The 18,707-nt window shown below is 63.6% G+C and carries 15 protein-coding genes and 1 pseudogene; 11 read left to right on the top strand and 5 right to left on the bottom strand.

The window, feature by feature from the left end; translation table 11 throughout:
* Positions 1 to 13: 13 nt before the first annotated feature.
* Positions 14 to 142: a hypothetical protein gene (locus tag NT151_06030; protein ID MCX6538478.1), complete on the bottom strand. Its 129-nt coding sequence runs from the start codon at positions 140 to 142 to the stop codon at positions 14 to 16.
* Positions 143 to 241: 99 nt separating this feature from the next.
* On the opposite strand from NT151_06030, the gene speD reads away from it, so the two are divergent.
* The 3 genes from speD to NT151_06015 all read left to right on the top strand — a co-directional run bounded on the left by speD (position 242) and on the right by NT151_06015 (position 3,763).
* On the top strand, positions 242 to 622 hold the full coding sequence (gene speD, locus NT151_06025; GenBank protein ID MCX6538477.1) for an adenosylmethionine decarboxylase: 381 nt from the start codon (positions 242 to 244) through the stop codon (positions 620 to 622).
* Positions 582 to 2,051, top strand: coding sequence for an archaeosortase/exosortase family protein (locus tag NT151_06020; protein MCX6538476.1), 1,470 nt, complete (start codon positions 582 to 584; stop codon positions 2,049 to 2,051). Before speD ends, NT151_06020 begins: the two co-directional genes overlap by 41 nt.
* Positions 2,052 to 2,149: 98 nt before the next feature.
* A complete protein-coding gene (locus NT151_06015) occupies positions 2,150 to 3,763 on the top strand; it encodes an IPTL-CTERM sorting domain-containing protein (protein ID MCX6538475.1) in 1,614 nt (537 codons plus the stop codon).
* 133 nt (positions 3,764 to 3,896) lie between these two features.
* Here the strand turns inward: NT151_06015 and NT151_06010 are convergent, their stop codons facing one another.
* On the bottom strand, positions 3,897 to 4,733 hold the full coding sequence (locus tag NT151_06010) for a class I SAM-dependent methyltransferase (protein ID MCX6538474.1): 837 nt from the start codon (positions 4,731 to 4,733) through the stop codon (positions 3,897 to 3,899).
* 238 nt (positions 4,734 to 4,971) lie between these two features.
* Here NT151_06010 and NT151_06005 point away from each other — a divergent pair, with 238 nt between their 5' ends.
* Positions 4,972 to 5,874: a YihY/virulence factor BrkB family protein gene (locus NT151_06005; protein MCX6538473.1), complete on the top strand. Its 903-nt coding sequence runs from the start codon at positions 4,972 to 4,974 to the stop codon at positions 5,872 to 5,874.
* Between the two features lie 39 nt (positions 5,875 to 5,913).
* The gene (locus tag NT151_06000) at positions 5,914 to 6,717 is read left to right on the top strand and encodes a hypothetical protein (protein MCX6538472.1); all 804 of its coding nucleotides are present in this window, start codon (positions 5,914 to 5,916) and stop codon (positions 6,715 to 6,717) included.
* Between the two features lie 9 nt (positions 6,718 to 6,726).
* On the opposite strand, the gene NT151_05995 is transcribed toward NT151_06000, so the two are convergent.
* From NT151_05995 to NT151_05985, 3 genes are all read right to left on the bottom strand, one after another.
* Positions 6,727 to 8,676: a MacB family efflux pump subunit gene (locus NT151_05995; GenBank protein MCX6538471.1), complete on the bottom strand. Its 1,950-nt coding sequence runs from the start codon at positions 8,674 to 8,676 to the stop codon at positions 6,727 to 6,729.
* Complete coding sequence (macA, locus tag NT151_05990; GenBank protein MCX6538470.1) at positions 8,676 to 9,836, bottom strand: macrolide transporter subunit MacA; 1,161 nt, start codon at positions 9,834 to 9,836, stop codon at positions 8,676 to 8,678. The genes NT151_05995 and macA overlap by 1 nt, the downstream gene beginning before the upstream one ends.
* Before the next feature lie 213 nt (positions 9,837 to 10,049).
* The gene (locus NT151_05985) at positions 10,050 to 10,256 is read right to left on the bottom strand and encodes a CsbD family protein (GenBank protein MCX6538469.1); all 207 of its coding nucleotides are present in this window, start codon (positions 10,254 to 10,256) and stop codon (positions 10,050 to 10,052) included.
* A gap of 375 nt (positions 10,257 to 10,631) precedes the next feature.
* Here NT151_05985 and NT151_05980 point away from each other — a divergent pair, with 375 nt between their 5' ends.
* From NT151_05980 to NT151_05955, 6 genes and pseudogenes are all read left to right on the top strand, one after another.
* Positions 10,632 to 11,408, top strand: coding sequence for a hypothetical protein (locus tag NT151_05980; GenBank protein MCX6538468.1), 777 nt, complete (start codon positions 10,632 to 10,634; stop codon positions 11,406 to 11,408).
* 81 nt (positions 11,409 to 11,489) lie between these two features.
* A pseudogene (locus tag NT151_05975) lies at positions 11,490 to 11,675 on the top strand (hypothetical protein).
* Positions 11,676 to 11,719: 44 nt separating this feature from the next.
* The gene (gene mgtA, locus NT151_05970; GenBank protein ID MCX6538467.1) at positions 11,720 to 14,353 is read left to right on the top strand and encodes a magnesium-translocating P-type ATPase; all 2,634 of its coding nucleotides are present in this window, start codon (positions 11,720 to 11,722) and stop codon (positions 14,351 to 14,353) included.
* Positions 14,354 to 14,391: 38 nt separating this feature from the next.
* The gene (locus NT151_05965; GenBank protein ID MCX6538466.1) at positions 14,392 to 15,261 is read left to right on the top strand and encodes a polyphosphate kinase 2 family protein; all 870 of its coding nucleotides are present in this window, start codon (positions 14,392 to 14,394) and stop codon (positions 15,259 to 15,261) included.
* 19 nt (positions 15,262 to 15,280) lie between these two features.
* A complete protein-coding gene (locus tag NT151_05960) occupies positions 15,281 to 17,842 on the top strand; it encodes a plasma-membrane proton-efflux P-type ATPase (GenBank protein ID MCX6538465.1) in 2,562 nt (853 codons plus the stop codon).
* Between the two features lie 238 nt (positions 17,843 to 18,080).
* On the top strand, positions 18,081 to 18,707 hold a 627-nt coding region (locus NT151_05955; GenBank protein ID MCX6538464.1), incomplete at its 3' end, for a PRC-barrel domain-containing protein.

Raw genomic sequence — 18,707 nt, 5'->3', positions numbered from 1 at the left:
CTCCCTCCTTGACTCAAGCCGGTCGCGCGGCGCCGGCCGGCAGCGCGCCGGCGCCGACGGTCACGCCAAAGCTGTACGGTGCGGTTCCGCCGCTCCCCGTGATCGTCTGGCTGTAGATGACCCTCACAGTGTCGATGCGCAACCGGCGCTGTTGGTGGCGACTATATGCCGGTGTGGTGAGACCGGCTGTTCGGTTTTGAACACGATGCTCCCCGTGCCGTTAGATATATTCCCTCGGAGAATGGATCCACACGCACCGCCCATGCTCTACTCGGTCGACCTTGGCACGTGCGAGGCCCTCGCCGCGCTGCACCCGGAGGACATCAGCACGGCCTTCGTCGCGGCGCTCGGGCGTGCCGGCGCGACGATCCTGCACGCGCTCACCCATGTGTTTCCCGGAGCGGGCCTCACCTGCGTCCTGATCCTGAGCGAATCGCACGCCGCCCTGCACACCTGGCCGGAGACCGGCACGGTGCACATCGACATCTTCTCCTGCTCGAGCAGGCTCAAGAGCCTGGAGGCCATCGACGAGCTGAGCCGGTCCTTCGGCGCGCGCCACGTCTCGGTCCAGGAGATTCGCCGTGCCGACGGACACAATCCGCAGCCAGACCCGAGCCGTTAACTTCGCGCTGCGAGCCGTGGCCTGGAGCCTGGGCCTGTTCGGCCTTCTGCGCCTGAACTGGGTCGAGATTCACGGGCTTCTGCCGCTCACGCGCCTCCAAGCGCGGCTCGCGGTGGGGCTTTGTGGCACGCCCGCGTTCCCCATCGACGCCACGCTCGCGTGCAGCGGCGCCGACGCGCTGGCACTGTGTGTCGGCGCCATCCTCGCGTACCCGGCCAGTTGGCGGATGCGTCTGGCGGGGGCCGGCGGCGGCTTGACGCTCGTCCTTGGCCTCAACACGCTGCGCATCGCCACGCTCGGCCGCGTCGCCGCGTCGCCGGCGTGGTTCGAGACGCTACACCTTTATGTGTGGCCGGCAGCGCTCGTGCTTGCCGTCGCCGGGTACGTGTTCGGGTGGATGCGCTTCGCGGACGGGGGAAAAGGGATCGGAAGTCGTGTTCGTGAATCCGTGACGCGGGAAGCGCCGCCCTCCACCGTTTCTTCCCCGGCGCGCCTCACGCCCCGCTTCATCTTCCTCACGGCGGTGTTTCTCCTCCTGTTCACGGCCGCCTCGCCGCTCTACCTCGAGAGCGCCGGCGTTCTCACGGTGGCCGCTTTCATCGCCCGCGCAGCGGCGGCGGCGCTCCACGTCTTCGGCGTCGAAGCTCGCGCTGCGGCCAACGTACTGTGGACGTCCCGGGGCGGCTTCGTGGTGACCCAGGAGTGCATCTCCACGCCGCTCATCCCAGTCTATCTGGCGGCCGTCTTCGCCTATGCGAGCACATGGCGCCAGCGCGCGCTGGGTCTGGTCGCCACAGCACCGCTCTTCGTCGGCCTCGGCATCGCCCGACTACTGGTGGTGGCTCTCCCGGCTGCGCTCGTGGCTTCACCGCTCTACCTGATCCACGCGTTCTACCAACTTCTCCTCGCCGCTGCCGTCGTGGCCGCGGCCGCCTTCTGGCGTCACGGCGCCGGCCGAACGGGGTTGCGCCGGGCGCTCATGGGCATGGCGCTCGGAGTCGCGGTCGCCTGTCTGCTCGGCGCGCCGTACGCGCACGTCCTGGCGCACGCGGCGGAGATGATCGGCGGCGGCGCACCTTCTGGCGTCGTCGCGGGCACGCCGCTCGACGATCCACAGGGCGCCATCACGCTTCTCCCCGCTTTCCAGGTGGGCCTCTACATGGCGATCTGGGTCGCCGCTTTCGTCGCCGTCGGCTGGAGGCGTTTCTTGACCGGCCTGGTACTCCTCGAGCTCATCCAGATGGCGACCTTGGTGACCTTGCACGTCCTCGCCAGCCACTCCGGTCTCACGCCTCACGTGCGCGACGTGCGCGCGTGGGCGGTGGTCGGCCCACTCCTCGTCGTCGTGGCTGTCCATTTTGCGGCGACAAGACATGACGCGTCGAAACCGGGAGTGTCCAAAAGTGAACAGCCGGTCTCACCACGCTGACATATAGTGACCACCAAGTAGTTGTCATCAATAGCGCCGGTTGCGCATCAGCACGCCGGGGTTTTTCCGCAACTCACGTCGGAAGAAGGAAATGCAGTATGAAGCGTACCTGCTTCAATCTCGTGGCAAGCGTGGTATTCGCCGCGCTGCTTTACGGTCCTAGCCCCGCACTGGCCCAGACCGCACCATCGCTCGGCTCGGCGACCAGTTTCGCCGTGTTGGGTGCCTCAACGGTGACCAATACCGGCTCGAGCATCATCACCGGCGACCTCGGCCTCAGCCCTGGCACCTCGGTCACCGGCTTTCCTCCGGGGACCGTCGTGTCCGGCGGAATACATGCCGCTGACTCCACCGCGGCTGCGGCCCAGACGTCCCTCACCACGGCGTACAACGATCTGGCAAGCCAGGCGTGTACCCAGACGTTAACGGGTCAAGATCTGGGCGGAATGACGCTCACCGCGGGCGTCTATTGTTTCTCCACTTCGGCTCAGTTGACCGGCATCCTCACGCTCAACGCCCAAGGCAACGCCAACGCAGTCTTCATTTTCAAGATCGGGAGCACGCTCACGACGGCGAGCGGCTCGTCGGTCGTCATGAGCAACAGCGGGTCAACGTGCAACGTGTATTGGCAAGTAGGCAGTTCGGCGACGCTCGGGACAACCACGACGTTCGCGGGAAATATTCTTGCGCAGGTGAGCATCACGCTGAACACTGGCGCCACCGTGAAGGGTCGGATCTTGGCGCGAACCGGCGCCGTCACGGTGGACGCCAATACCGTCAACACCACGTGCGACACCGCAGCACCGCCGGTGTGCCCGGTGATTACGCTTCTCCCGGCGACGTTGCCGAACGGCACGGTGGGGGTCGCCTACAGCCAGACGATCACGGGGAGCGGCGGAACGGCGCCGTACACCTTTAGCGTGACCGCCGGCACGCTGCCAGCAGGCCTGACGCTCACCTCGGCGGGCGTGCTGGCGGGAACACCGACCACCGCCGGCACCTCCACCGTCACGATCCGCGGGACCGACGCGAACGGGTGTGTCGCGACGCTCGCCTATACGATGCTCATCGCGACGCAGCCGGGTTGTCCCGTGATTACGCTTCTCCCGGCGACGCTGCCCAACGGCGCGTTGGGGGTCGCCTACAACCAAACGATCACGGGAAGCGGCGGGACCGCGCCTTACACCTTTAAGATCACCAGCGGCGCGCTGCCGGCGGGTCTGATCCTCACGTCGAACGGCGTGCTGGCGGGGACGCCGACCAGCGTCGGCACCTCCTCCAGCGTCACGATCCGCGGGACCGACGCCAACGGCTGTTTCGCGGAGCTCGCCTATACGATCATCATCCCGTGCCCGGTGATTACGCTCGCCCCAGCGACGTTGCCCAACGGCACGGTGGGGGTCGCCTACAGCCAGACGATCACGGGGAGCGGCGGAACGGCGCCGTACACCTTTACGGTCAATAGCGGCGCGCTGCCGGCGGGCCTGACGCTCACCGCAGCGGGCGTGCTGGCGGGAACGCCGACCACGGCCGGCACCCCTGCCGTCACGATCCGCGGGACCGACGCGAACGGGTGTTTCAAGGACACCTCCTACACGATGAACATCATCAGCCCCGTTCCCACGCTGCCACAGTGGGGCGCGTTGCTCCTCGCCGCCGGACTCCTGGGCCTGGGGTACCTTCGGCTGCGGCGCCGGGCTCGAGCGGAGTAATCGCGCCCGGAGTGCACCGACACGCACACGTCTTCGCCACGCAGCGAGAAATGCTGTTCGGCAAAAAACCGGGGCTGCGCTTCGCACCGCGCGGCTCGGCTGCGCGGCAGAAACGGCGAGACGTGACGAGCCCTTAGGCGCTCGAGCGCTCCGGTTTCACCGCGACCGTCGCGAGCAGATACCCGTGTCTCCGCACGGCCGGCAGGTGTCGATCGAGGAAGGCGAACGGCCAGACGAGGGCGCCCGTGACCTTTGCGAGCGGCCGGCACCACGCATGGCAGGCGAGGTCGAGCATCCTGAGCCAGCCCGGGATGAAGAGAATCGCCGTCTCGGCGACCACCGCGAAGCCGGCCCGCTCGAGCATCTCCCTCAGAGCGCGGCGCGAGTAGGACTTTTCGTACCCGTACGCGTAAAGCCCCAGGGCCTGGAGCATCGCCACGACGAGCGGCCGGAGGAACGGGTCGTAGCGGTTCGGCACACCGACGATGGCGCGCCCGCCAGGCTTGAGCACGCGAGCCATCTCTTCGACCGCGCGTTCGGTCTCGTCGAAGTGCTCGATCGTGCCCATCGAGTAGATGGCATCGAAACTCGCATCGTGGAAGGGCAACTCGCGGAGGTCGGCAACCGCGCCGTGACAACAATTCGGCTGGCGTTCGAAGGCGGCGCGCGCGCGGGTCACTGTGGGCTCTGAGATGTCGATGCCGTAGACGTGGGCGCCCTGCTGGCTGGCCCAGGCCAGGATACGCGTGTTCCTGGCTTCGTCCCACAGATCGGTCTTGAAGATGCTCAGGCCCTCCAGCGCCGGAAAGTGCTCGGTAAAGAGACGGCGTTCATTGTCCGAGTAGTAGCGGGTCGAGGCCGCCCCGCCGAGGTCGGGGAACCGGCTGCCCACGTCGTTCCAGAAGCGCCGATACGCCCCCGCCTGCGTCACACGGGATGGCTTCCTTGCGCGTCTCCCACGAGTGGCCATCACACGTCCTCCTACCCGACCCCAGTCGCTCACAACCGAAAGCATCTTTGCCGTTCATCCAGCCACCCGAATCTCTGGTACCAAGCAACCGACAGAGCCGCGAGGACGATCAGGATGAATCGATACATGTGTCGAAAGCCTTGATTGTGGACAGTACATTCACCATCTGACGTTGGGCTGTTCCAAAGTGAACAGGCGTGGACGTCGCGTCGGTTGCACAATCAGGTGGTTGGAAACGATGCGGTCGTCGCAGTCCGTCATCCGGTGGGGCGAGATCCTCAAGCGCACGGGCCGCGCCATCTATGAAGGCGACTGTCTCGGCTGGGCCGCCGAACTGGCCTTCTTTTGGTTTCTCGCCCTGTTCCCCGCCCTGCTGTTCGTGGTGGCCCTTGCCGGCTCCCTCCCGGTGCAGCAGCTGATTGATGAAGTCGTGGGAAACCTCGCGCGTGTGGCGCCCGACGATGTCCTCATCCTGGTCCGGGAGCAACTCGTCCAGATCGCGAACGGACCACCGAGCGGCCTTCTGACGCTCAGTCTGTTGGGTGCGCTGTGGAGCAGCTCTTCGGCGATGACGGCCATCATCGATACCCTGAACCACGCGTACCACGTCAGGGAGGGGCGCGCCTGGTGGCGGGTCCGTCTGCTCGCCGTGGGCCTGACCGTGGTGCTGGTCGCGTTTACACTGATCGCCGTTTCGCTTGTGATGATCGGGCCGATGCTGGCGGAATACCTCGATAACAGCGTGAGCGTGCCCCGGCGCTTCGCCTGGATGTGGGCGATCGTGGAGTGGCCGCTCGTCTTCGGATTGATCGTGACGGCGCTCGGGTGGGTCTATTACTTCGCGCCCGACGTGCGGCGGCGATGGGCGTGGATCACGCCGGGTTCAATCGTGGCCACCCTGTTGTGGATGCTCGCGTCGCTCGGGTTCAAGTGGTACGCCGGCCACTTCGGGGAGTATCAAAAAACGTACGGCGCCATTGGTGGCGTCATCGTGGCGCTGCTCTGGCTCTACGCGTCGGGCCTCGCGATTCTCATCGGCGCGGAATTGAACGCCGCCATCGAACATGCGGCTGCCGAGCGGCAGGCTCCGGGCAACACGATCGCAGGGGAGCCCGCTGGTCCGGGGGCACTCGGCCAGTGACTGATTCCACATGCCTTCCACAGGACACGGGGACTAACCATGATGAAGATTCTACCGACCGTCGCTCTCGCGCTCATCATCGCCGGTGCCGGCTGCGCCAATCGAATTGATCTCGAGAAAGTGCCGATCGGCACGAAAGTTGAAGTCACGCGACAGGACGGCGGCGTGGTACGCGGCACGCTCACCGCGCGCGACGACAAGACCGTGAGGGTCACGGTGGGGTCGACCAGCCGCCTGGTCCCCCGCGATCAAATCGTCGGCGTGCAACTGGTGGACCAGACGCCAGCCCCGCTATCGGCGATCGCGACGTTCCGCGAATTCACGCTCCCGGAGGGCACGAGGCTCGCCGTCCGATTGAATTCGGCGGTCGGCTCGGACTCAAGTCGCGTTGAAGATCCGATCGAAGCAACGCTCACCGCCGCCGTGGTCGTCGACGACACAGAGGTCCTTCCGGCAGGCAGCGTCGTCAGGGGCGCGGTCGCGACGGCCCAGCCGGGCGGAAAGGTCAAGGGCCGCGCCAGCTTGGCACTCCTCTTCGGCTCGGTCTCGGTTGCGGGGCGCGACGAGCAGTGCCCGATCTCGGCGCGCGTCGGGTTTCTGGCGGCCTCAGGGAAGAACAAGGACATCGCCACGATCGGCATCCCGGCCGCTGGCGGCGCGCTGATCGGCGCTCTGTTTGGCGGCGGGAAGGGTGCCGCGATCGGCGCGGGCATCGGCGGAGGCGCCGGTACGGCCGTGGTGCTGTCGACGCGCGGTCCGCAGATCTTGCTGCCGCGCGGCACCGTGCTGTCGCTTCCGCTCGATCAGGCGGTCGAGGTTCGCGTGCCGATCAAGAAGGGGTAGCGCGCCAATCTATTCCCGAGCCAGCGCGTCGATGGGCTCGAGGTGTGCGGCTTTTCTGGCCGGAAGATAGCCAAAGACGATTCCCGTCAGAAACGCACACGCGAAGGCAAGGACGATCGGTGCGACCGTGAACATCACGCGCCAGCCGACAATCGCGGAGGTCGAGAGACCGCCGCCAATGCCGACGACGACACCCGCCAGGCCGCCGACAAAGCAGACCATCACGGCCTCGGTCAGAAATTGAAACAACACATCGAAGCTGCGCGCGCCAATCGCCATGCGGATGCCAATTTCGCGAGTCCGTTCGGTGACCGAGACCAGCATGATGTTCATCACGCCAATGCCGCCGACAATGAGCGAGATCACGGCAATGGCCGCCAGCAGGTAGGTGAGCGTGTTCTGCGTTTCATTGGCCGTCTCGATGGTATCGGCCATATTCCGAATGTTGAAGTCCTCCTTGCCATGGCGGGTGATCAGCAGCGTACGGAGTCCCGCCTGCACCATGCTCATGTCCGCGCCCGGCTTCACTCTCACGACCATACGCCTGAAAAAGCGCTGTCCAAGAATGCGTGCTCCGGCCGTTGTGTAGGGCAGCCAGACGGCGTTGTCCTGGTCGTCACCCCGCCCGGTCGAGCCTTTGCTGCTTAGCACGCCAATGACCAGGAACGGCGCGTTGCCAATGAGCACATACTGGCCAATCGGATTCGTACCGGCGGGGAACAGGTTCTTTGCGACGGTCTGGCCGATCGTGACGACCTGGGCATAGCGCGTCACGTGCTCGGCCGAGAAGAACACGCCGGACTGCACCGGCCAGTCATGCACCTGGGGAAAGGCGTCGCCGGTGCCGATCGCCGAGACCATCAAGTCCTGGTTGCCAAAGCGCAGCAGCGACGACAGTTCCGTTTCCGGAATCGCCATGGCCACACCCGGCACCGTGACCATGGACGGCAAATCCTCGGGCAAGAAGCTGGTCACCGTCGCGCCTGAGGCGCGAACGGCGGCCGGTCCGCGCTCAATGCTCAGCAAGTCGGTGCCCATGGCCTGGATGCGATCAAGGACATCCTGCTTCGCGCCGTTGCCGATCGCCATCAGCGCGACCACCGAGGCCACGCCAATGATGATCCCCAGCATCGTCAGCGCGGTTCGCATCCTGTTGCGCAGCAGTGAACGGAACGCCATGCTCAGCGCTTCGCCGAGAACCGCCACACCAGGCGTGGCAGCAGCCTTTCCGGTGTCGGCGGCGGGTTCCTGATGAGCGGCCTCCCCTTTCTGCTGCTGCTCGTCGGAGGTGATACGCCCGTCTGTAATGCGAACGATGCGGTGCGCATATGCCGCGATGTCGCTGTCGTGGGTCACCACGATGATGGTGTGCCCCAGTCCGTGCAGTTTCTCGAGAATCGCCATGACCTCCTTGCCGCCCTGGCTGTCGAGCGCTCCAGTGGGTTCGTCGGCCAGGATCACCGGCCCGCCGTTCATGAGCGCGCGAGCAATGGCGACCCGCTGTTGCTGGCCGCCGGAGAGCTGGCTGGGATGGTGTTGCAGCCGGTCGCCCAGACCGAGTTCGCGCAACAAGTCGCTGGCGTGCGTCTCCCGCTGCCCTCTCGCCATGCCGCAGTACACGGCCGGCACCTCGGTGTTTTCGACGGCACTCAAGTCGGACATCAGGTTGTAGCGCTGGAAGATGAAGCCGAAGGTATCGCGCCGCAGAGCGGCCAGCGCGTCGCCGTCGAGCGTGGCGATGTCGATGCCGCGGACGCGATAGGTGCCGCTCGACGGCTTGTCGAGACAGCCGATGATGTTCATGAGGGTGGACTTGCCCGAGCCGGATGCGCCCATGATGGCGACGAATTCGCCGCTCTCAATCGCCAAGCTGACCCCGGTGAGCACTGTCAGCGGCTCGCCGCCCGACGTATAGGTGCGGCTGACCGCCTGCAATTCGACGAGGATCGGCGACGGCATCAGAAACCCCTGCGGCCGGCGGCCAGCGGGCTTCTCGTGGTGCCCTGTGCCGGTGGTGTCCCACCAATCACGACCCGTTCCTTCTCCTTGAGACCGCTGGTGACCTCCGCGGAGATTTCGCTCTTGATGCCAATAGTGATCGCGCGCACTTCGATGCGGCCATCAGCGTTCAGTACCCGTACGTTGATGGTCGCGCCTTCGCTGGCATTGCCGACGGCTGCGGTCGGTATGAGCAACGCGTTCTTCGCCTGTGCAAGCACGATGAAGACCTGTGCCGTCATCTGAATACTCAGCTCACGCCCCGGATTCGGAATGTCGAACAGCACGTCGTAAAACACGACGTTGTTGATGAGTTCCGGGGTGGGAAGGATCTGCTGGATCTTGCCCTTCCAGCGACGGGTCTGGCCCAGAACGGTGAAGTACACGTCCTGGCCGGGCTTCACGCGGACGATGTCCCCTTCCGAGACTTGCGCCCGGACGGTCATGGTGCCCAGATCGGCAATCCGGAGAATATTCGGTGCCTGCTGGTTCGCGTTGAGTGTTTGCCCTTCCAGTGCGGCGATGGACACGACGTCGCCGGTCATCGGCGCCGTGATTCTCGTATACCCTACATTGGCTGTCGCCGTGTCGACCGCCGCCGTCGCCTGCTTCATCTGCGCCGAGAGCGACGCGACGTTGGCGAGCGCGACATCGTAGTTGGCCCGGGTCACGTCGCGGTCGTCGGTGGAGAGCATCAGTTTCGTAAAGAGTTGCTCGTTGCGGTCCCGCTGGACCTGAGCGAGCACCAGTTGCGCCTGTCTCACCGAGCGCTGTGAGTTCATGTTCTCGAGCGTGGCGTTGGCGGACGTGAGCGCGGTATCCGCCAGGACCGGGTCAATTTCCGCGAGCAACTGGTTCTCTTCGACGTGATCGCCTTGCTTGACCTTCAGCGATTTCAGCTTGCCGGAGGTCTGAGCGCCGACATCGACATACCTGACGGGCTGCAGGACGCCCGCCGCCACGACCGTGCTCTCGACATCGCCGCGTTCGACGGCGGCCGTGGCATAAACGATCTTGGCTGTGCCATACGCAAAGTAATACCAGCCCGCGCTAACGGCGACGACCAGGAGTGCGCCAATCAGCCACAGGCTGCGTCGCCGCAGGAAGGTTGGACGTGTCACGTGACGAGCCGTCAGGGCGGTTGCAGGCTCGGTATGGGCTGTCGCGGCAGATGTGGCTGGCGGGCTGATGGGGAGTGTTTCCATGGTCGTGATGTCCTGAAAGCCGACGCGAGCTTCAGCCGTGCGTGTGCAATACGGTGGGCCGCACGTGAGATATGTATGAGACTCCGGTCTCGCCGGCGGCCTGAGCCAGGGCAGGCCGCCGGCCCGGGTTCACCGCTTCACGGCTTCGCCGATCTTCTTGATCGCTTCGCCGGCCTTCCGACGGACTTGACCCACGGCCGCCTGGGCCTTCCCCGCGGCCTCATCCACCCGACCCTCGGCCTTCAGGTCCTTGTTGGCGGTCAAATCGCCGACCGCCTGCTTGACTCGACCTTTCGTCTGATCGATTTTTCCGGCGCGTTCATCTTTGTTCCACATGTGCAACCTCCAATTGTGAAATGTTCCTTGACCCGCTCTTGTACTCACCCGTCAACGGCACGAGCCTATCAGTCCGGCGTCTGAGCGCATGTGCAAGAACGCACAGTTGGGGGGCGTGAGACGGCAAACGCCTTCCCCCGCGCAACGACCCCGACGGAGAAACGGGGGTGTTCCCAACGGCACAGACGCTCGTCGGCGATTGCCCTAATCTGTTTAGTACGAGTCGTACGTCAGGCCGACCGGTGCGGGACGGCATGATGAACATGCATGCGGCACGGGGAGCATCGAGGCAGGGGCGCGCCCGGTCACGTAGGTGAGGCGGCTTGCTCTCAGGGTTTGACGGCGAGTGATACGGACTTTGGAAAGAGGTGTGCAATGAGAGTCAATGTCTTGAATCGGCTGGTCGTGGCGGTTGGCATCGGCGCAGTCGCGCTGTTCGGGATGGGCGTCACGATCAGCGCTCAACCGCAACAGGATCAGAAAAAGCAGGACAAGCAACAGCAACAGGCGCAGAAGAAGCAGGCGCAGGCCAAGCCGCAGCCCAAGCGCCTGGCACAGCAGGATCAGCAGAAGCTGATTGATCAGCAACAGCAGCGTTTGACGCAGTACCGTGGCCAACTGGATCAGCAGCAGCGTGTGGCACAGCAGCAGACAGCGCAACTCCAGCAGCAGAAACGTACGGCGCAGTACAACGTTCAGCAGCAGTACCAGGCGCAGCTCAATCAGCAGCGGTCGCGTATCCAGACTCAGGGGAACTACAACTACAGGTCCGATCCCCACTTCACCACGGCCCCTAGCTATCGGTACTCTCGTGGAGGCCAGTACTACCAGACGAGCCAGGCCGGCGCCGATCTGCTTCGGCAGGCCGTGAACTACGGCTATGAACAGGGCGTTCGCGCGGGGATGGCAGACCGGCAGGATCGCTGGGGTTCCAACTACCAGAACGCCTATGCCTATCAGGATGCGAACTACGGTTATGGCGGCTTCTACGTCGATCGGGCCGACTACAACACCTACTTCCGCGAGGGCTTCCGTCGCGGCTACCAAGATGGCTACAACGGCCGCTATCAATACGGCACGTACGTCAACGGGAGGGGTACGATTCTGGGCGCCATTGCGGCGACCATCCTCAACTTCCAGTCGATTCGGTAGTGACGGTTGTGTCCTGAACAAGCGCCCGGCCACTGACGATATACGTGAGTGGGTCGGGCGCTCGGTTTGCAGAGGCGCCTCGAAGCCGAACACCCGCACGGGTTGACCGATGCGGATTGTGATTCGCTCTTCACCAACGACAAGCCGACCATCTTCGCCTTCGATGCCTACCCGTGGTTGATCCACCGGCTGACGTACGGCCGCACCAACCACAAGAACCTGCACGTCCGCGGCGACAAGGAATTGACGTCCATTCGCACACGACTCTGGAGGCAACACCATGGCCAACAGGCACCCCCAGTAGAGGCATGATGAACATCTCCAAGAAGACGCCGGACGCCTCTCAGCGCCCAGGTCACTTCCCCAGCGGAAACGGGGCGGATGATCCCGTTCACCTGTTGGAAACGGCCCGTACCGATGCCGATACCGTCCTGAAGGGGCTTGGATCACAACCGAGCGGGCTGAGCACGGCGGAAGCCGATGCTCGCTTGAAGCAGTTCGGGACCAACGAGATTGCCCGAGAGAAGCGTCACTCGGCCCTGATGCGCCTCTTGGAAAACATCAAGAATCCACTGGTCCTTCTGCTCCTGGCGCTGGGCGTGCTGTCCTATCTCACTGGTGACCTGCGGGCAACGGTGGTCATTTTCGTCATAGTGGTTCTGGGCGTCGTCTTGCGCTTTTTCCAAGAGACGAGGGCCGATAACGCGGCCGAGAAGCTCAAAGCGATGGTCAGCAACACGGCGACGCTGGTGCGAGACGGCAAGGAAGAAGAAGTCTCGCTCAAGCTGTTAGTGCCTGGCGATATCATCCGGCTGGCAGCTGGTGACATGGTGCCGGCTGATGTGCGAGTGCTGTCCGCCAAAGATCTGTTCCTGAATCAGGCAGCCCTCACCGGTGAAGCGCTGCCCGTGGAGCGAACGGCTGGACTGGCGCCCGTCGATGTGGAGAACCCCCTCGATCAACCCAACCTCTGCTTCCTCGGTTCCAACGTCGAGAGCGGCTCCGCGACCGCCGTGGTCATCCGTACCGGGGACCGAACCTACTTTGGATCGCTAGCCGCCCGCATCATCGGCCAGCGCCAGTTGACCAGCTTCGACAAGGGCGTCAACAAGTTCACCTGGCTGATGATCCGCTTCATCGCCGTGATGGTTCCGGCGGTGTTCCTCATCAACGGACTGAGCAAGCACAACTGGGTGGAAGCGTTCCTGTTTGCCATGGCCGTGGCCGTGGGGTTGACCCCCGAGATGCTGCCCATGATCGTGACGGTCAACCTGTCGAAAGGCGCGCTGGCCATGGCGCGCAAGAAGGTGATCGTCAAACGCCTGAACTCCATCCAGAACTTCGGCGCGATGGACGTGCTATGCACCGACAAGACCGGCACCCTCACCCAGGGCAAAGTCGTGCTCGAAAAGTATCTGGACGTGTACGGCGATCCCAGTGAGAAAGTGCTGCATTACGGCTACCTGAATAGCTTTCACCATACGGGGCTGAAGAATCTGCTGGACAAGGCGGTCCTCGACCATGAGGAGTTGAGAGAGCACCTGAAAGCGGACGAGAAGTACCGCAAGATCGACGAGATCCCGTTCGACTTCGTCCGCCGGCGCATGTCGGTGGTGGTGGAAGATGACACCGGGTTGAACACGCTCATCTGCAAGGGCGCGGTGGATGAAGTGATGAGCCAGTGTACCCGGGTGGAAGCCAAAGGGGAGGTCATCGAGGTTCTGCCCGAGCACGATGCCAAACGCCGACAGTTGGCTGACGACCTGAACAGTCAGGGATTTCGGGTCGTCGCCCTGGCGTACAAGCACATGCCGGGCGCTTCAGATGATCCGGTGTACGCGATCAAGGATGAATCGGACCTGATCCTGCTGGGGTTCCTGGCCTTCCTCGACCCGCCAAAGGACACGGCGACGGAGGCGTTGAGCCGGCTTCACGGCTTGAACGTGGACGTCAAGGTCCTGACGGGCGACAACGAGCTCGTCACCGCCTATATCTGTAAGGAAGTGGGCATGCCGGTCGAGCATCTCTTGCTCGGCTCTCAAATCGAGACGATGAGCGAGACGGAACTGGCCGAGACCGCCAGCGCCACCAGCGTCTTTGCCAGGCTGGTCCCGGCTCACAAGGAACGCATCATCCGTGCGCTCCAGAGCAAGGGCCACGTCTTGGGGTTCATGGGTGACGGCATCAACGACGCCCCGGCCCTGAAGGCCGCCGATGTGGGCATCTCAGTGGACAGTGCGGTAGACATCGCCAAGGAGTCATCTGACATCATCCTGCTGGAAAACAGTCTGCTGGTGCTGGAGCAGGGCGTGCTGGAAGGCCGGCGGGTGTTCGGCAACATCGTGAAGTACATCAAGATGGCGGCCAGTTCGAACTTTGGCAACATGTTCAGTGTCGTGGGGGCCAGCGCGTTCCTGCCGTTCCTGCCCATGCTGCCGATCCAGGTGCTGACCAACAACCTCCTGTACGACTTCTCGCAAACCACCATCCCGACCGACCAGGTGGATCAGGACTGGCTCACCAGGCCGCGCCAGTGGACGATTGGCAAGATCCTGCGTTTCATTCTCTTTATCGGGCCGATCAGCTCGATCTTCGATTACGCGACGTTCTTCCTGATGCTGTACGTCTTCGACTGCTGGCACAACCCGGCCTTGTTCCACACCGGCTGGTTCGTGGAGTCGCTCTTCACCCAGACGTTGATCATCCATGTCATTCGCACCAACAAGATCCCGTTCATCCAAAGCCGGGCGAGTTGGCCGCTCATCCTCTCTTCCTTGCTCATCGTCGCGGTCGGTGCCTGGCTGACGGTGTCGCCCTTGGCGAACACGCTCGGGTTTGTCCCGCTCCCGCCGCTGTACTGGCTGTTTCTGGCCATCATGCTGGTGGGCTACGCAGTGCTGACGCAAGTGGTGAAGACCTGGTTCATTCGCAGGTTTGGGGAATGAGCGCAACCCACGCATCCAGTGACACGGAGAAGACGACGATGAAAATCCATTCAAAGCAGTTCCGTGTGCAGCCCGGAGATAAGGTCACCCTCAGAGAGTGGCCAACGATTGTGAAGCCCTTCTGTAAGTCGAAGAAGCGGTATCACGCCGTCCTCGGAGAACACGTTGCGGAGTTGAGCTCGCTGCAGCGCCTCCACTACGCGTCCAACCGCTATGCGTTGCTGTTGATTTTTCAGGGGATGGACGCTGCCGGCAAGGACGGCGCCATCCGGCACGTCATGTCCGGGGTCAATCCGCAAGGTTGCCAGGTCTTCAGTTTCAAACAACCGAGCGCCGACGAACTGGAACACGATTTTCTCTGGCGCACGACGGGCCGGCTTCCCGAACGCGGGCAGATTGGCATATTCAATCGTTCCTATTACGAGGAAGTGCTGATTGTCCGGGTGCATCCCGAGATTCTCCGCAGCCAGGGGCTTTCACGCGAATTGCGCGACGAGAAGACGATCTGGGAAGAGCGATATCGCTCCATCGTGGACCTGGAGCGCCATCTTCATCGTAACGGAACGCGGATTATCAAAGTATTCCTGCACGTGTCGCAGGAAGAACAGCGAAAGCGATTTCTCGAGCGCATTGATGAGCCGGGCAAGAACTGGAAATTCGGCCTCTCGGACATTCACGAGCGGAAATACTGGAAGCAGTACATGAAAGCTTATGAGGCTTGCCTGAACGCGACAAGCACCCGTTACGCGCCCTGGTACGTCGTTCCCGCCGATGACAAGGAGAATGCCCGGTTGATTGTTTCCCAAATTGTCCTTGATGCGCTCAATGAACTCGAGATGGCCTATCCCAGGACCACCGCCACACGTCGGCGGGAATTGAACACGATCCGCATGCTGCTCGCGAAGTGACGTTCAACGAGTCACGCTCATGGCACATACAACGTCGCCGGCGCCCTCGAAGCCAGCAGGCGCCAAGCCCCCCGACATCGCCTCCGCGTCGGTCCCCGACACGCTCGCGGCGCTCCATGTGGACCGTGATACCGGTCTGACGCACGCTGAGGTGGACACCCGCCGAAAGGAGCACGGCTACAACGAAGTGGCCGAACAGAAACAACACCCGGTCCTCATGTTTCTCGGCAAGTTCTGGGGCCTGTCGGCGTGGATGCTCGAACTGATCATGGTCCTGTCGGCGGTGCTGGAGAAATTCTCTGATCTCGCGGTGGTGAGTGCGCTGCTCGTGATCAACGCCGCCGTGAGTTTTTCGCAGGAGCACCGGGCCGCCGGCGTGATCGAGACGTTGCGGCGCCGGTTGCAAGTCAGCGCGCGTGCGCTTCGCGAGGCACAGTGGCAGGTCATCCCCGCCCGGGATCTGGTCCCGGGCGACATCGTCCGTGTGCGCCCCGGCGACATCATTCCCGCAGACGTGAAGCTGCTCACCGGAACGGTGAGCGTTGACCAATCGGCTCTCACCGGCGAATCGAAGGACGCGGACAAGGCGCCCGGCGACGTGCTCTCGTCGGGATCCGTCGTCCGCCGGGGCGAAGGCAACGGCGTGGTCATGCTGACCGGAGCGAAGACCTTCTTTGGACGCACCACGGAGCTCGTACAGCAGGCGCGACCGACGCTCCACATCGATGCGGTGATGGCCAGGGTCGTCCGCTGGCTCTTCCTCGTCGTCGGCGCGCTGCTGGGCATCGTCGTCGTCATGTCCCTCGTGCGCGGCACGCCGCTTCTGGAAATGGTCCCGCTCATGCTCATCCTGTTGATGAGCGCGATCCCGCTCTCCCTCCCCGTCATGTTCACGGTCAGCATGGCTGTCGGGTCGAAGGAGCTGGCCAAGCGCGGTGTGCTGGTCACTCGTCTCAGCGCCTCGGAAGATGCCGCGACAATGGACGTACTCTGCGTGGACAAGACGGGCACAATTACGATGAACCAGCTGGCCGTCACCGGCGTGATCCCGCTGGAGCACGCGACGGAAGCCGACGTGTTGTTCGCCGGCGCACTCGCGTCGCAGGAAGCCAACCAGGACCCGATCGATCTCGCCTTTCTGGCCGTGGCAAAGGAGCGGCACATCTTCGACGGCAGGCCGGCGGTCACGCCCGTTTCCTTCGCGCCGTTTGATGCGACAAACAGGCGGACCGAAGCCGTGGTCGAACAAAATGGGCAGCGCCTGCACGTGATGAAAGGCGCCGTGCGAACTGTCGCCGAAGCCTGCAGACTGGAGCCTCCGGCGATCGACGCGCTGGAGGCGCGGGTCAGCGAATCGGCACTGAAAGGGTATCGGACGCTGGCTGTGGCGCAAGGCCCCGACGAAGCGGCTTCGGCCGCACAGACGGGCCCTGGCCACGACGACGCGGTTTCAACCGCGAAGTCGGGCGCGCTTGCCCTGGTCGGATTGGTGACCCTCTATGACCCGCCTCGACCGGACGCCACCCAACTGATCGCCGAACTTCGGGACTTGGGCGTTTCGGTAAAGATGCTCACTGGCGACGCCCTGGCGGTCGCTAGTGAAATCGCGCACGGAGTCGGGCTGCCCAACATCCGGCGCATGGCCGACCTGAAGGCAGCGGGCGCTCAGGCTGGCAACAAGGCGGTGGACGTGTTGGCGGGTGCGGACGGTGTCGCTGAGGTGTATCCGGAGGACAAGTACATCGTTGTGCAGCACCTGCAGGCCGCAGGACATGTGACCGGCATGACGGGCGATGGCGTCAACGATGCGCCTGCCCTCCGCCAGGCCGAAGTGGGCATCGCCGTCAGTACTGCGACCGACGTGGCCAAGGGCGCCGCGAGCGTCGTCCTGACCGAACCGGGGTTGACGAATATCGTGGCGCTGGTCGAGCAGGGGCGGACGATCTACCAGCGCATCCTGACATACATCATCAACAAGATCAGCCGGACGATCCTGAAGACAGCCTTCGTGGCTATCGCGTTCGCGGTCACTGGCAGGTTTGTCATGTCCGCCTTTGCGATGCTGTTGCTGGTCTTCATCACGGACTTCGCCAAGATCTCCCTGGCCACCGATCGTGTTCGACCGTCCAGGAAACCGGAGACGTGGAACATCGGGCATCTCATCACGGTCTCCGTGGTGTTGGGCGCCTTGATGGTCGCAGAGGCGCTTCTCGTCTTGTGGTTCGGTTGGTCACGTTACGGATTGTCGACGAGCGATGATGCCCTCTACACCTTCAGTTTCCTGACACTGCTCTACTTCGCCGCGTTCTCCATCGTATCCGCGCGGGAGCGCCGCTGGTTTTGGGCGACGATGCCCAGCAAGACTGTCGTGGCCGCCGTCATGGCGGAAACGCTCGTCGGCACCGTCCTGTCGTTCGCGGGTCTTCCGGGACTCATGCCATTGCCCTGGTGGCAGACGCTCGCGATTTTCGCTTTCGCGATGGTCTCGTGCCTGGTCGTGAACGACGCCGTGAAGGTTGCGCTGATCAGGTGGCGCATGCCTGACGCCGGGGCCAAGACACCGGTCGATGTGACCCCGTAGATCGCCTGGCGTGCCTGTGAACTGTACGAGCAACGAGGGCGCCTGGTCGCCACCTCCTTCTTCGAAACTGTGCGGTATTGGACAGCCTGCCATCGCGTCTTAACCGATGATCGACTGCGTCTTCCCCAGCACAGAGGGGGTGCCGGGAAGTCACAGCGGACAGCCAACTCAGTCTTCGGGCGATCCGCCGTAGGACCACAGCGGCGCGGGAGAGCAACAATCCCCAAAGGAGGATGCGATGCTCCGGAGCATGAAGGATCTCGACGGGTTCACGATCGGGGCCACCGACGGGGACATCGGCACGGTCAAAGAGTGCTATTTCGACGATGTGAGCTACACGGTGCGCTACGTCGTGGTCGACACGGGAGGGTGGCTTTCGGAACGTGAGGTGCTCCTCTCGCCGATCGCGTTCCGCGTGATGGACTGGGAGCACAAGCGCATCACGGCCGCGCTGACGAAGGCCCAGGTGGAGAAGAGTCCAGATATCGACGTGCATAAGTCGGTCTCGCGGCAGCACGAGACCGCCTACTATGGCTACTATGGCTATACGCCGTACTGGGCGGGGGACTATCTCTGGGGCGCGTATCCCTATCCCTATCTCGGACCCGGGCCGGCCCTGAGTGCCGCGGAACTCGAGCGCGAGCGGCGCTGGAACTGGAAGGCCAAGGAGCGGAACGACCCGCACCTGCGGAGTTCGCGCGCCGTGACCGGCTACCACATCCACGCGACCGACGGCGACATCGGCCATGTGGAAGACTATCTCGTGGACGATCACTCCTGGGCGATCCGCTACATGATCGTGGACACCACCAACTGGTGGCCAGGCAAGAAGGTCTTGGTGGCGCCCGCCTGGATTGGGAAGGTG

The sequence above is a fragment of the Acidobacteriota bacterium genome (genome assembly GCA_026393675.1).
GTDB lineage: Bacteria > Acidobacteriota > Vicinamibacteria > Vicinamibacterales > JAKQTR01 > JBAXOX01.
This window is presented reverse-complemented; position numbering and strand designations above follow the sequence as displayed.